The following is a 14,108-nucleotide window of genomic DNA, read 5'->3' on the forward strand; positions in this document are numbered from 1 at the left end:
ATTACACCTGCCGCGCTTCAACCTCGCCGCGCCGGCGCTCCTGCCCATGATTTCCTGTTCGTGGTTTCCTGTTCGTGATTTCCCCACTTCCTTATTCAGCGGGGATGCGTAAACTGAACTCCACCAGGAGCAAAACATGAAAAAACTGAATTTATGGTGCGGCGCCATCGTGCTGATGGCCTTGGGTCACGCCAGCCAGGCGCAAATCCTGATCGGACAGACCGCCGGGTTTACCGGCGCGGTGGGCGCAGGTGTCAAGGAAACCACAGAAGGCGCCAAGCTTTACATTGACACCATCAACGCCAAGGGCGGTGTCAACGGCCAGAAGATTGAGCTGGTCTCGCTCGACGACAAGTTCGACCCCAAGCTGGCGGCCGAAAACGCGCGCAAGCTGATAGAAGAGCAGAACGTGGTGGCAATGTTCCTGACGCGCGGCACGCCCCACACGGAAGGCATCATTCCCATCCTTGAAAAAAATGGCGTGCCGCTGATAGGCCCGTCCACCGGTGCCATGGTGCTGCACCAGCCCGTCAAGAAGCATGTCTTCAATGTGCGCGCCACCTACCAGCGCGAAGCCGAAAAGGCCATCACCCATCTGCATTCCATGGGCATCACGCGGATCGGCATTGTCTACGCGGACGACAGCTTCGGCGCCGATGGCGTGGCCGGCGCGCAAAAAGGCCTGACGACGGCCAAGCTGCAGCCCGTTGTGCTGGAAAAATTCAACCGCGCCAAGCCCGACTTCGGGCCGATTGCTCCCAAGGTTTTTCAGTCCAATGCGCAGGCCATCATGATGGTGGCCTCCGGCCAGGCGGTGGTGGATGGCGTCAAGGCCTTCCGCGCGGCGGGCTCTGCGGCACAGATTGTGACGCTGTCCAACAATGCCTCCAGCGGTTTTGTGAAGAGCCTGGGCGAGAACGCGCGGGGCGTGATCGTCACGCAGGTCTTTCCCTACGAGCGCTCCATTGCCTTCCCCATGGTCAGGGAAGCCCAGGAAATGGCCAAGGCGAAGGGACAGGGCGAAATCACTCCGGCCATGCTGGAGGGCTTTGCCGCGGCCAAGGTGCTGGTGGAAGGCCTGCGCCGGGCCGGCGCCAAACCCACCCGCGAAAAAATCCAGGCAGCCCTGGAAGGTCTTCGCAAACTGGATATTGGCGGACTGGAAGTGAACTACAGCGCAGAGGACCACACCGGGCTTGATTTCGCCGATCTGTCCATCATCGGGACCGACGGGAAATTCAAGCGCTGAGGTGAACGCCCCGGCATCATGTCGAGACGGGGCCCTGTCATGCCCGGAGCACGGTAGCGCCACTCGCCGTCGCGGCCTCAGTCATACAGGGCGCGCTCCAGCTCCCTGAATTTCTCGGCACCCACGGCCTCCTGAATTCGCGGTGCCAACTCCTTCAGCTTCTCCAGGTCGCCGGCGGCTTCTACTGCGAGGTTGAGCCGAAAGCCCCGCAACCCCAGTCCGGCCGTGAGCCGCGTGGCCACTGGATAGGCCCTTGAATAATGTTCCTGCGCATTCTGGGTCGGTGTTCCGTCGGGTTTTTGCGCGGCGGCCACAGACGCGGCCCGGGGCGGTGCCGACACGGCGGGCGCGGCGCCCGCGATAACGGCCAGCAGACCCAACGCCACCAGGTGATTGACATCATCCGAAGTGACCCCCAGGCCGGCCGTTGCCTTCAGAACATCGTCGGTGCGGCGCTTGCCGTCGAACATGATGAATGCCGAACGCTGCCGCGGCAGCAGCGCCAGCGAGCGGCTCTGCAGGGCAGACTGACCCAACTCGGTCTTTCCATAAATCATCAGCATGTCTCCGCTGGATGCGCTCTTGATCCGAAACCACGCAGTGCCGGTGCTTCAAGCGCTTGTTGTGTATGGCTGTTCCGCCATTCGCCGGTGGATTTAACCGATTTGCAGGTCAGATCAATCGATTCATTCAGCCGGTCCATTGTTCATGCGGGGATGCGCAACCAGAACGCAACACGGGCCCCTTTGCCACCCTGCCAAGGGGTGCAACCGGCTTCAAGCTACGGACCTGGCACCTTCATCAGCCAGCATGACGACCGGCGCTAAAGCTGGCGCTGCGCCATGCTTTTCACCACTGATGTCTATATCGCCGCCCTGGTTCAGCAGAAACAGGGCGAGCACTGCAAACACGACAAATCCAAGCGCAATTTTCCACATTTTCTTTCTCCAAAAAAAGGCCCCCGGCAGATGATGACGAAGGCCTTTGAATTTACGGAATCGTTCTGGTCAGCACGGGCAGCCAGGGCCCGCGCCGCCTCAAGATCAGTCAGTCGTTGGCGTAGATGTCAACGTTCTTGGTTTCCCTGATGAACAGGGTGCCGATCACAAAGGTAGCGCCGGCAATGATGATCGGGTACCACAGGCCGTTGTACATGTTGCCGGTCTGGGCCACGATGGCGAAGGCGGTGGTCGGCAGCAAGCCGCCGAACCAGCCATTGCCGATGTGATAAGGCAGGCTCATGGACGTGTAGCGAATACGGGTGGGAAACAGCTCCACCAGCATGGCGGCGATCGGTCCGTACACCATGGTCACCAGTAGAACCAGATAGAACAGGATGGCCGTGACCATGACCTTATCCACCTTGGCGGGGTCTGCCTTGCTGGGGTAGCCGGCGGCCTTCAGGTCATCCGCAACCGCCTTCTTGAACTCGGCGTCCTTCTTCTTGGCTTCGTCGGCGCTCAGGCCTTTGGAGGAGTAGCTGGGAATGGCGGTTTCGCCAATCTTGATGGTGGCGACAGTACCTGCAGGCGCTTCGGCGTTTTCATAGCTCACCGATGCCCCGGCCAGCACCTGCTTGGCGATGTCGCAGGAGCTGGTGAACTTGGCCGTACCGGTCGGGTTGAACTGGAACGAACACTCTTTCGTATCTGCAGTCACCACCACCTTGTTCTTGGCTTGTGCTGCAGCCAGATCAGGATTGGCGGCTTTGGTCAGTGCGCCGAACACCGGGAAGTAGGTAATCACCGCGAGCAGACAGCCTGCCATGATGATGGGCTTGCGGCCAATCTTGTCAGACAGCGCGCCGAACACGACGAAAAACGGCGTGCCCAGGATCAGCGAATAAGCCACCAGAACGTTGGCGGTAGGACCGTCGACCTTGAGCGCCTGCGTCAGGAAGAACAGCGCATAAAACTGGCCGGAGTACCAGACCACGGCCTGGCCGGCGGTCAAACCGATCAGCGCCAGAATCACGATCTTCAGGTTTTTCCACTGGCCGAAAGATTCGGACAGCGGCGCCTTGGAGGTCTTGCCCTCTGCCTTCATTTTCTGGAAGGCAGGCGACTCGTTCATGGACAGGCGGATGTACACAGACACGGCCAGCAACAGGATCGAGACGATGAAGGGAACACGCCAGCCCCAGTCGGCAAAGGCGGCCTCGCCAATGGCGGTGCGTGTGCCCAGAATCACCATCAGCGACAGGAAGAGACCCAGCGTTGCCGTGGTCTGAATCCACGAGGTATAAGCACCGCGCTTGTGTGCCGGCGCATGCTCGGCCACATACACCGCCGCACCGCCGTACTCGCCACCGAGTGCCAGGCCCTGCAACATGCGCAATGCGATCAGGATCACCGGAGCGGCAACGCCGATGGAGGCATAGCTGGGCAGCAAGCCCACGATGAAGGTCGACAGGCCCATGATCACGATGGTGACCAGGAAGGTGTACTTGCGTCCAATCATGTCGCCGAGGCGGCCGAACACCAGCGCGCCGAAGGGACGCACGATGAAACCGGCGGCGAATGCCAGCAGTGCAAAAATGAACGCCGAGCCGGCGTCCAGTCCGCTGAAGAACTGCTTGGCAATGATGGCGGCGAGTGAACCGTAGAGGTAAAAGTCATACCACTCAAATACGGTGCCCAGCGATGAGGCGAAGATCACTTTCTTCTGCTCAGCTGTCATGGGTCGGTTGTCGACTGCTGTTGACATGATGGTTTGTCTCCAAAATAGTAGGGCTTCCGACGTGGAAGCTGAGTCCATTATTTTGCTGACCGCTGACCCAGCTCTGACGTGAAACCAACAGGAGCTTGCGCCAAACTTATGCGTGGCTGACAAGTCGAGGGAAAACCCGAACGCTTTGCCCGGAGCCCAGCCCGCCCCAATTGATTGTCATCAGGAAGTCCGCACGGATAAAATGAAACGAAAGCAGAATGCCCGCTTTTCTCTCAGATGCCGATCGGGTACTTCATGCAAATTCAAGGAGACAGTCACCCATGTCCGAACTCCAGGCAAGCACCGTATTGCGCAAGACCGAAGCCGGCATCAACGGCATCAAGCAAAGGGACCCGCGGCTAAGCCCAAAGCTGCGCATGTCGCTGATTTTGGTGGACGGTACGAAGTCCGTCGCGGAGCTGCTCAAATCTTTGCCCAACCCGGAGGAAGTCATGCAGATGCTGACGCAGTTGCTGGGCGTCGGCTTTGTCTCCATCGTTGACGCGCCCCAGGCTGCGCCCAAGCCGGCGCTGGCACCCACTCAACCCGCCAAGGCCAAAGACAATGAACCGGATGCCGCCGACCTGACGGCGGCGATGCGGCGTGCAACACACTTGCTGGACGTTATGCTTGGACCGGATTCCGAGGTCCTCTGCCTGCAGATCGAGCGCTGCACCTCCAGCGTGCAATTGAACGTCAAAATCATTGAGATCTCGCGCATCGTCGCGGCCATGCGCTCAGAGAAAAAAGCCGCAGAGTTCTTGCTCGCCGCCACCTCATAGCCCCAATACCGTTCAGTTAAGCCCTTGCCCCTGGTTTGTCATCCCGGACTTGATCCGGGATCCATGGATTGCGGGTCAAGCCCGCAATGACAAGTCAACGTTTTGTCATTCCGGCTCAGGGTGAATAACTTACTGAACTGTATTGCTCCTAGCCCGACCAGTCCCGGCGAGAAGACTCCGTAAAAAACCCCGCCAAGGCGGGGTTTTTGATTCAGCTGCGACCGTGCTCAGTGGCCGGCACCGGCAGCGGCAACCTTGCCATCCAGGCTGGGGTAACGCACATGCTCCACCAGCTCCTGAACGTCCTTGCCCGGGGCCTTGGTCAGCAGCGACACAACGATGATTACTGCAAAGCCCAGCGGCACACCAAACAGGCCGGCCGAGATCGGGGCAATATCCCACCATGTATTGGCCTTGAGGATTTCAGGCGTGATGGCGGCTCCGCTGTGGGTCAGCTTGTAGAGCCATGGCTGGGTGGTCATCATGTAGTAGAAGGTGGTGCCCAAGCCTGCGATCATGCCCAGCGAGGCACCCCACTTGTTGGCGCGCTTCCAGAAGATGCCCAGAGTCAGCGCAGGGAAGAATGCCGCCGCGGCGAACGAGAACGCAGCCGACACCAGGAACAGGATGTCCGCTGGCTTCTGGGCCGCCACATAGGCCGCACACAAGGCAACAACCAGCAACAGCACCTTGGACACCATCACACGGCGTGCGGTAGACGCATTCGGATCCAGCACCTTGTAGTACAGATCATGCGACAGCGCGTTGGCAATCGTCAGCAGCAAACCATCCGCGGTAGACAGCGCAGCCGCCAGACCACCCGCAGCCACCATGCCCGACACCACGTAGGGCAGCCCGCCAATCTCAGGCGTGGCCAACACAATGATGTCGCCACCAATGCTGATTTCGGCCAGCTGCAGGATGCCGTCCTTGTTGATGTCCACCACCGACAACAAGGTCGGGTCGACGGCGTTCCAGCGCGCGATCCAGCCTGGCAAACTGTCAAACGGCGTGTTCACCAGCACGGTGTACACCTCATATTTGGCCATCACCGCCAGCGCCGGCGCCGTGAAGTAGAGCAGGAAGATGAAGAACAGCGACCAGCTCACCGACTGACGCGCTTCCTTCACCGAAGGCACGGTGTAGTAACGCATCAGGATGTGCGGCAGTGCGGCGGTACCGATCATCAGGCAGAACACCAGCGCCAGGAAGTTTTTGCGCGAAATATCCTGCGCAGCTTCATCCTTGCCCGGGAAGGGTTGGGCATGACGAATCGGTGGCGCAGACCGTGCGGCGTTCCCGACACGCGCGGCAGTGTAGGCAGCCCTGGCCGCAGCCTCATCCTTGGGCAGTCCTGCCAAGGCTGCCTCAGCGGCCCGGATGTCGGCCACAGCGCCGTTCGCAGCTTTCAGGTCGTCCAGCCTCTTCTGCGCGGCGGCCTTGTCGGCAGCCATGGCAGCGGGAACGTCCTTCAGTTTGGCAACAGCCGCTTCCGAACGCGCCTTGAAGAGATCACGTACTTCGAGCTCTTTCGGGTCCTTCAGCAACTGTTCTTCCTTGGCTGTCACCTTCTGAAGCGTGTAGCCATAGACCGCCTGCGGAACCGGCACGCCGGTGTGCTTGACCGACAGCCAGATCACCGGCAGCAGGTAGGCAATGATGAGAATCACGTACTGCGCCACCTGGGTCCAGGTCACGGCACGCATGCCGCCGAGGAACGAGCACACCAGAATGCCGCCCAGACCGGCAAAGATACCGATCTCGAATGCCAGTCCGGTCAGACGCGCAGTGATCAGGCCCACGCCATAGATCTGCGCCACCACGTAGGTGAAGGAGCACAGAATGGCGGCGAACACACCAATCAGGCGCGGCAGGTTGCCCTCATAGCGTGCGCCCAAAAAGTCTGGAATGGTGAACTGGCCAAACTTGCGCAGGTAAGGCGCCAGAAAAAGCGCCACCAGGCAGTAGCCGCCGGTCCAGCCCAGAATAAAGGCCAGCCCCCCGTAACCGGTCAGGTACAGCGTGCCGGCCATGCCAATGAAGGAGGCCGCCGACATCCAGTCCGCCCCGGTGGCCATGCCGTTGTACATGGCGGGCACGCGACGCCCGGCCACGTAGTATTCGGCCGCATCGCTGGTGCGGCTCATGACCCCGATGCCCGCATACAGCAGCACCGTCGCGGCCAGGAACAGGTAACCGATCCAGTTCTTCGGTAGCCCCAGCTGCTCCAGGATCGCCAGCACGATCACAAAACCGATGAAGCCTCCCGTGTACCACCCGTAGACCTTGTGCAGGCCTTTCTTGAAGTCGCTCTGCGACTGATTTGCGGCGCCAAACATTCCCATTATTCTTCTCCTTCGGCCACGCCGTATTCGTTGTCCAGGTTGTTCATGTAGCGCGCGTAGAACCAGATGATCACGCAGTACACCACCAGAGCCCCTTGCGCCGCCACCCAGAACGAGAACGGCCAGCCAAAAAAGCTGAACGTCAGTTCACGGGCGAAATACGTCATTACGAAGGTGACAAAAAACCAGATGCCCATCAATATGGCAGTGATTCGCAGATTTTTGCTCCAGTATTCCTGGTGCCTCGCCGAAAGTTCCATTGCTTTCTCCTCTAGTAATTACTAAAAACCCCCCCGACAAACCGCCTGTTTAATTTCCGACCGCCAGCCCGGTCTCACGCTCCAGCTGGGCCGCCACCTTGGGCTCGAACCCTTTCAGGTGCCGAATGACCGCGCGTGCTTTCTCCGGCTGCTTCAAGTCCACATGCACGCGCGCCAGCTGGTACCAGCCAAACGGGCTCATGGGCTGCAATTTGGTGTTGAGCCGGAGCGCCTCCACGGCCTCTTCCAGCCGCCCCAGGCGCACCAGCACCAGCCCCAGGCCGTACCAGGCCCGGTCCATCTTTTCCTCTATGGCGATGGCGGCACGAAACCCGCGCTCGGCGTCATCCAGCCGCCCCAGCTCTTCACACACAAAGGCCTGGTTGAAATGGGCATTGGCGCTATTGGGTTGCAGCTGTGCCACCTGCTCGAAATAACTCAACGCCAGCACGCGGTGGCCACTTTGCAGTACGTCATAAGCTACGCTGTTCAGCGCAGCCACATCGTTGGGAGAACGCGCCAGAATGCCGTTGAAAACCGCCATCGCATGCTTGCGCATGCCCAGCATGAGCAGCATCCGGGCCTTCCAGTGCAGCACAAAGCGCTCCAGACCACCCATGCCGGATGCACCCGGGTCGGGGCGAGAGATGTTTACTGACATGCTGCAACCCCCAGTTGAAGGCACAAATCGACCTTCACCTTGACCACCAATACCCAGGCCACGGTGAGCCAGCTCGCTGCGGCCAGTGGAATGTGCTGGTCCAGAATCAGCTTGGGACTGATGCGACGCGTCAGCCACAGGGCAGGCCTGGCCGCCACATCCAGCAACTGCCAGAACACATTGGTTTGGCGCTTGGCACCGGCGAGTAAACCCAGGATGAAGCGCGCCACGATGAACATGAGCGACAACTCGATCAGACTTTTTGCGATCACGACTGCTAACAACATGAAGCTTTGTTCTTTCCTTGAGGGTTTTGCCGGGCCCTTACGCAATCTGAACACCTGTCCTGACCAGATGCTGACTGTGTACTGAATGCAAACTTACAAACCGAGGACTAACCAGAGGTTTTTGTTTCATAATGCAGAAAATCGACTCCGGCGCGCCTCAACCTAGGGAATAACCTAATCAGGCCAATGCCTACAATTCGACGATATCTTGAGGAGACACGGCCATGCATCGCTCCGACATCACGGGTCAGCGTCTGGTTGCCATCGTTCTGCTGGGTTGCGTGCTGTTCAATTACCCGGTGCTCTCCCTCTTCAGCAAGCCCGACGCATTGTTCGGCATCCCGCTCTTGTACTTCTACATCTTTGCGGTATGGGCCCTGCTCATTGGCCTGATGGCCTACGTGATTGAACGGCGCGAGTGATGCTACAAGGCTGGGTCATCATCAGCGTGTCCTTTGCCTACCTGGGCGTTCTGTTTGCCATTGCCTACTACGGCGACAAGCGCGCCGATGCGGGACGCTCCATCATCGCCAATCCGGCCATTTACGCCTTGTCACTGGCGGTCTACTGCACCACCTGGACCTTCTACGGCAGCGTAGGACGGGCCGCTTCGTCAGGCATCGGCTTTTTGCCCATCTACCTGGGCCCCACACTGATCGCCGGCCTCTGGTGGTTTGTGATGCTCAAGATCATTCGCATCAGCAAGGCCAACCGCATCACGTCCATCGCTGACTTCGTGGCCTCGCGCTATGGCAAGAGCCAGCTGCTGGGCGGGATGGTGACCGTGATTGCGGTGGTCGGCGTTGTTCCCTATATCTCGCTGCAGCTGAAGGCCGTCTCCAACAGTTTCACGATCCTGCTGCACTACCCCGATATCGTCATGCCCACCAAAGCCACCGCGCAGGCCCTGTGGCAGGACAGCGCGCTGTACATCGCCATGATCCTGGCCGCCTTCACCGTGTTGTTCGGCACCCGGCACCTTGATGCCACCGAGCGGCATGAAGGCATGGTGGCGGCAATTGCGTTTGAATCGGTGGTCAAGCTGCTGGCGTTCCTGGCCGTGGGCTTGTTCGTGACCTTTGGCATTTTCAACGGCATGGGCGACATCTTTCAGCGCGCCGACCTGGTGCCCAAACTCAAGTCACTCATGACCGTGGCCGACACCGGTAGCAGCTATGGCAGCTGGTGGTCGCTGACCATTCTCTCCATGCTCTCGGTCATGCTGCTGCCCCGGCAGTTCCAGATTGCCGTGGTGGAAAACGTCAATGAGCAGCACCTGCGCAAGGCGGTCTGGCTGTTCCCGCTGTACCTGTTGCTGATCAATATCTTCGTGCTGCCGATTGCCCTGGGTGGCATGCTGCACTTCCCGGCGGGCAATGTGGATGCCGACACCTTCGTGCTGACCCTGCCGATGGCCCAGCGGCACGAATCACTGACCCTGTTCGTGTTCATCGGGGGCCTCTCCGCCGCCACCGGCATGGTGATTGTGGAGACAATTGCGCTGTCCACCATGATCTGCAACGACCTGGTGATGCCCCTGGCGCTGCGTATCAAGGCCTTGCGCCTGAACGAGCGGCAGGACCTCTCCGGCTTGCTGCTGGGCATACGCCGCTGGGCAATTGTGGCCATCCTGTTGCTGGGCTACATCTACTTCCGCGCCGCGGGTGACGCTTACGCGCTGGTGAGTATCGGCCTGATCTCGTTTGCCGCGGTGGCCCAGTTTGCGCCGGCCATTTTTGGCGGCATTTACTGGAAAGGCGGCACCCGCAACGGCGCCATGGCCGGGCTGCTCGGGGGCTTCGCGGTGTGGGGCTACACCCTGCTGCTGCCTTCGTTCGCCAAATCGGGCTGGTTGCCATCCACATTTCTGCGTGAGGGCCTGTTCGGACTGGAACTGCTGCGGCCCCAGCAACTGTTCGGCCTGTCCGGGCTGGACGAGATTTCGCACAGCCTGTTCTGGAGCCTGCTGGTCAACATCGGCTTCTATCTGGGCGTGTCTTTGCGTGGCCAGCCATCCGTGGTGGAAACACGGCAGGCCACGGCTTTTGTCGACGTGTTTCGCCACACCGCCAGCGCAGCGGACGGTTCGCGCCTGTGGCGCGGCAGTGCCCAGGTGCAGGACCTGCTGCCGCTGATCGGCCGCTTCCTCGGGCCGGTGCGTGCGCAGGAAGCCTTCCTGACCTATGCACGGGGACGCGGCCTGTCATCCGTCGCGGAATTGAAGGCCGACGCGGACCTGGTGCATTACGCCGAGACGCTGCTGGCCGGCGCCCTTGGCGGCGCTTCCGCGCGGGTCATGGTGGCCTCGGTGGTGCAGGAGGAACCGCTGGGCATTGACGAGGTGATGAACATCCTTGATGAGGCCTCCCAGGTCCGAGCCTACTCCCGGGAACTCGAACTCAAGTCGCAGGAGCTCGAAGCCGCCACCGCCAAGTTGCGGGCCGCCAATGACCGCCTGAAGGAACTCGATCGCATGAAGGATGACTTCATGTCCACCGTGACCCATGAGCTGCGCACGCCCCTCACCTCCATTCGCGCACTCTCGGAAATCCTGCTGGAAACCCCCCAGGCAAGCCTGGCCGAGCGCCAGAAGTTCCTGGGCATCATCGTCAAGGAAGCCGAGCGCCTGACCCGGCTGATCAATCAGGTGCTGGACATGGCCAAGATCGAATCGGGCAATGCCGAATGGCACACGTCGGAGCTGGACCTGCGCGAAGTGATCGAGGAATCAGTGGCGGCCACCTACGCGACGTTCAACGACCGGCATGTGACACTGACGCAAGACCTGGCATCCCACACACCGCGCATTCGGGCTGACCGCGACCGCCTGATTCAGGTGATGCTCAACCTGCTGTCCAATGCGGTCAAGTTCTGCCACCCGACCCGGGGCCAGGTGCATGTCTCACTGCGCCAGGAACCCGGCGGTCTGCGCGTGGACGTTCGGGACAACGGCAGTGGCATCAGTGCCGCCAATCAAAAAATCATTTTTGAGCGCTTTCGCCAGGTCGGCGATACCATGACCAACAAGCCCCAGGGTACCGGGCTGGGATTGCCGATCAGCCGGCACATCATCGAACGTTTCGGCGGTCGGCTGTGGGTGCAAAGCGAACCCGGCAACGGGGCCACATTCTCGTTTACACTGCCCTTCAGTCAGGGCACCGGGGCCGCAGCGCCTCAATAGCCAGATTGGACCAGCACATGAGCAAACGCATCCTGATTGCGGACGACGAACCCAACATCGTGGTGTCGCTCGAGTTTCTGATGAAACGCGAAGGGTTCGATGTACAGGTGGCCGTGGACGGAGAGGCGGCGCTGCAGGCCATCGCCGCGCAGGTGCCGGACCTGATCCTGCTCGACATCATGCTGCCCAGGAAAGACGGGTTTGAGGTGTGCCAGCAAATCCGCGCCAACCCCCAGTGGCAATCGGTCAAGGTGGTGATGCTCACCGCCAAAGGGCGCGACACCGAGGTCAGCAAGGGCCTTGCACTCGGCGCGGACGCCTACATGACCAAACCCTTTTCCACCAAGGATCTGGTTGCACAGGTGCGTCAACTGCTCGGACTGCCAGTGCAGTAGCCGTCCATTGGTCGACGTGCCCGCCCAACCCATTGCCCAGCCGCCATGACCCCTCGAATCCGGCTCGCTGTGGGACTCGGCGGTCTGTATGGACTGCTGGTCGTGCTCTTTGGCATCCTGGGTGCGGTGCTGTGGGCCGACATGCGGGACGCCGAGCGGCTGGCGGTGCTGGCCATCATGCGGGAGCGTTACGCGCTGGCCTTGGTCATCATCCTGCTGGCCTGGATCGGGCTGGGGCTGCTGGCCTGGGGTCTGTTCCGGATCTATGTGCTGGCCCCTTTGAGCCTGCGTGAACAGGCCCTGGTGATGGTCAATTCCAACCCGGCGCTGCGACTGCAAGAGCTCGGCGCCCCCGAGATCCGGACGCTGGTGCAGGTCGTCAATACACTGGCCGACCAGCGCGAATCGCTGCTGCGCGATGTAGAGCAGAAAATCCTGCAAGCCAAGGCCTCGGTCGAGGAGGAAAAAAACCGTCTGGCCGCGTTGATGTCGGAACTCACGCAAAGCGTGGTCGTGTGCAACCTGGATGGACGCATCCTGCTCTACAACAACCGTGCGCGCCTGCAGTTTCAGGTGCCTGGAGATGGCGCGCAAGGTGGCAGCGCAGCCTTGATCGGCCTGGGCCGTTCCATTTTTGCCCTCATGGAACGCGGTCTCATCACGCACGCCCTGGAGCGCGTGCAGCACCGCCTCAGGCACGGCAGCGCACAGCCCTCAGCCAACTTCGTCACCACCACGCGCACCGGGCAACTGATACGCGTTCAAATGGCCCCGGTCTTCAGCAACGCCTGGCGCGATAACGACGCGCAGGACCGCGCCACCGGGGAGCGGGTCATCAGCGGCTACGTGCTCCTGCTCGATAACATCACCCGCAATGTGGAAACGCAAAGCCGGCGCGACCTGCTCCTGCAAACGCTCACCGAAGGCAGCCGCGCCGCGTTGGGAAATATACGGGCGGCGGTAGAAAACCTGCTGCAATACCCGGACATGGAGATCGGCCAGCGCGACCGCTTCGTGGGCGTGATCCGCGACGAAGCGGAGGCCATGAGCCAACGCATCAACCACGCCAGCGCCGAGTTCGCCGACACACTCAAGGCGCGCTGGCCGCTGGAAGACATGCATGGCGCAGACCTGGTGCAGGCCTTGCAGCGACGCATTGAACAAAAGTCCGGTTTGAGCGCCAGCAGCGAAGAGGTCGCCAGCGGCCTGTGGGTCAAGGTGGACAGCTACTCGTTGCTGCAGGGCCTGAGCTACCTCGCCGCCCGGCTCAGGGATGAGTGCGGCGTGGGCGCCGTGACCTTGCGTCTGCGGCCGTCCGGGCGGCTGGCACAGCTGGACCTGCTCTGGTCGGGCGCCGCCCTGGACGCGGCGATGCTGGCGAACTGGGAACAGTCCCCGATGAACTCTGACGGCGAAGGCATCCCATTGACGCTGCGCGAAGTGATCGAACGCCATGGCGGCGAACTCTGGCACCAGCGCGACCAGAATACGCAGCAACCCCTGATCCGGATGCTGCTGCCCACCGCCGCGGCGCAGGATGCGGCCGACCCGGCCGTATGGCTGCGCCATGAGAGCCGCCCCGAGTACTACGACTTTGACCTGTTCAAGCAAACCGAGGAGACACGTGCGCTGGATGATCGCCTGCTGACGCAACTGAGCTACACGGTGTTTGACACCGAGACCACCGGACTGGAGCCTTCGGCCGGCGATGAGATCATCCAGATTGGCGCCATCCGCATCGTCAACGGTCGCTTGCTCAGGAACGAGACCATCGACCAGCTGATTGATCCCAGGCGGCGGCTCAAGCCCGAATCCATTGCCATCCACGGCATCACCGAAGACATGGTCAAAGGGCAACCGACGATTGAGCAGGCTCTTCCCGCCTTTCATGAATTCTGCGAGGACACGGTGCTGGTGGCGCACAACGCCGCGTTTGACATGCGTTTCCTGCAGCTCAAGGAGGCATCCACCGGCATCGTGTTCCGGCAACCGGTGCTGGACACCTTGCTGCTGTCGGCGCTGCTTCATCCCAACCAGGAATCACACCGCCTGGAGGCCATTGCCGGGCGCCTGGGCATCAACGTGATCGGGCGCCATACGGCCCTGGGCGATGCGATCGTTACCGGAGAGATTTTCCTCAAGATGATTCCCTTGCTGGCGCAACAGAACATTCACACCTTGCGCCAGGCACGCGAGGCGGCCGCGCGCACCTATTACGCCAGAGTCAGTTACTAAAGGT

13 protein-coding genes are annotated in these 14,108 nt (G+C 60.9%); 6 read left to right on the forward strand and 7 right to left on the reverse strand.

Annotation, left to right across the window (positions count from 1 at the left end; translation table 11 throughout):
* The first annotated feature begins 136 nt into the window (after positions 1-136).
* Positions 137-1,249, forward strand: coding sequence for an ABC transporter substrate-binding protein (locus tag BPRO_RS20680; RefSeq protein ID WP_011485021.1), 1,113 nt, complete (start codon positions 137-139; stop codon positions 1,247-1,249).
* A gap of 77 nt (positions 1,250-1,326) precedes the next feature.
* On the opposite strand, the gene BPRO_RS20685 is transcribed toward BPRO_RS20680, so the two are convergent.
* The 3 genes from BPRO_RS20685 to BPRO_RS20690 form a co-directional block, all read right to left on the reverse strand.
* Entirely contained in the window at positions 1,327-1,806 is a 480-nt protein-coding gene (locus tag BPRO_RS20685) for a hypothetical protein (RefSeq protein ID WP_011485022.1), read from the reverse strand.
* A 219-nt stretch (positions 1,807-2,025) separates the two neighbouring features.
* Positions 2,026-2,187: a hypothetical protein gene (locus BPRO_RS30180; protein ID WP_198140954.1), complete on the reverse strand. Its 162-nt coding sequence runs from the start codon at positions 2,185-2,187 to the stop codon at positions 2,026-2,028.
* Positions 2,188-2,296: 109 nt separating this feature from the next.
* Complete coding sequence (locus tag BPRO_RS20690) at positions 2,297-3,955, reverse strand: MFS transporter (RefSeq protein ID WP_011485023.1); 1,659 nt, start codon at positions 3,953-3,955, stop codon at positions 2,297-2,299.
* A 284-nt stretch (positions 3,956-4,239) separates the two neighbouring features.
* On the opposite strand from BPRO_RS20690, the gene BPRO_RS20695 reads away from it, so the two are divergent.
* Positions 4,240-4,740 (forward strand): hypothetical protein, encoded by a 501-nt coding sequence (locus BPRO_RS20695; protein WP_011485024.1) that lies wholly within the window; start codon positions 4,240-4,242, stop codon positions 4,738-4,740.
* Positions 4,741-4,967: 227 nt separating this feature from the next.
* Here the strand turns inward: BPRO_RS20695 and BPRO_RS20700 are convergent, their stop codons facing one another.
* Genes BPRO_RS20700 through BPRO_RS20715 form a run of 4 tightly spaced genes read right to left on the reverse strand, consistent with a single transcriptional unit; the run spans position 4,968 to position 8,293 of the window.
* Positions 4,968-7,085, reverse strand: coding sequence for a sodium:solute symporter family protein (locus BPRO_RS20700; RefSeq protein ID WP_011485025.1), 2,118 nt, complete (start codon positions 7,083-7,085; stop codon positions 4,968-4,970).
* Positions 7,085-7,345 (reverse strand): DUF4212 domain-containing protein, encoded by a 261-nt coding sequence (locus BPRO_RS20705; RefSeq protein ID WP_011485026.1) that lies wholly within the window; start codon positions 7,343-7,345, stop codon positions 7,085-7,087. Before BPRO_RS20705 ends, BPRO_RS20700 begins: the two co-directional genes overlap by 1 nt.
* Positions 7,346-7,394: 49 nt before the next feature.
* Positions 7,395-8,006, reverse strand: coding sequence for a tetratricopeptide repeat protein (locus BPRO_RS20710; RefSeq protein ID WP_011485027.1), 612 nt, complete (start codon positions 8,004-8,006; stop codon positions 7,395-7,397).
* Positions 7,997-8,293 carry a hypothetical protein gene (locus tag BPRO_RS20715; RefSeq protein ID WP_041388987.1) on the reverse strand — a complete coding sequence of 99 codons (297 nt, stop codon included), beginning with the start codon at positions 8,291-8,293 and terminating at the stop codon, positions 7,997-7,999. Before BPRO_RS20715 ends, BPRO_RS20710 begins: the two co-directional genes overlap by 10 nt.
* A 224-nt stretch (positions 8,294-8,517) precedes the next feature.
* Between BPRO_RS20715 and BPRO_RS20720 the strand changes: the two genes are divergently transcribed.
* The 4 genes from BPRO_RS20720 to BPRO_RS20735 are packed head-to-tail and all read left to right on the forward strand — an operon-like array spanning position 8,518 to position 14,104.
* Entirely contained in the window at positions 8,518-8,715 is a 198-nt protein-coding gene (locus BPRO_RS20720) for a hypothetical protein (protein WP_011485029.1), read from the forward strand.
* Entirely contained in the window at positions 8,715-11,474 is a 2,760-nt protein-coding gene (locus BPRO_RS20725; RefSeq protein ID WP_011485030.1) for a sensor histidine kinase, read from the forward strand. The genes BPRO_RS20720 and BPRO_RS20725 overlap by 1 nt, the downstream gene beginning before the upstream one ends.
* Positions 11,475-11,491: 17 nt before the next feature.
* On the forward strand, positions 11,492-11,869 hold the full coding sequence (locus BPRO_RS20730; RefSeq protein WP_011485031.1) for a response regulator transcription factor: 378 nt from the start codon (positions 11,492-11,494) through the stop codon (positions 11,867-11,869).
* A 45-nt stretch (positions 11,870-11,914) separates the two neighbouring features.
* Entirely contained in the window at positions 11,915-14,104 is a 2,190-nt protein-coding gene (locus BPRO_RS20735; RefSeq protein ID WP_011485032.1) for a 3'-5' exonuclease, read from the forward strand.
* Positions 14,105-14,108 lie beyond the last annotated feature (4 nt).

This window comes from Polaromonas sp. JS666, assembly GCF_000013865.1.
Lineage (GTDB): Bacteria > Pseudomonadota > Gammaproteobacteria > Burkholderiales > Burkholderiaceae_C > Polaromonas.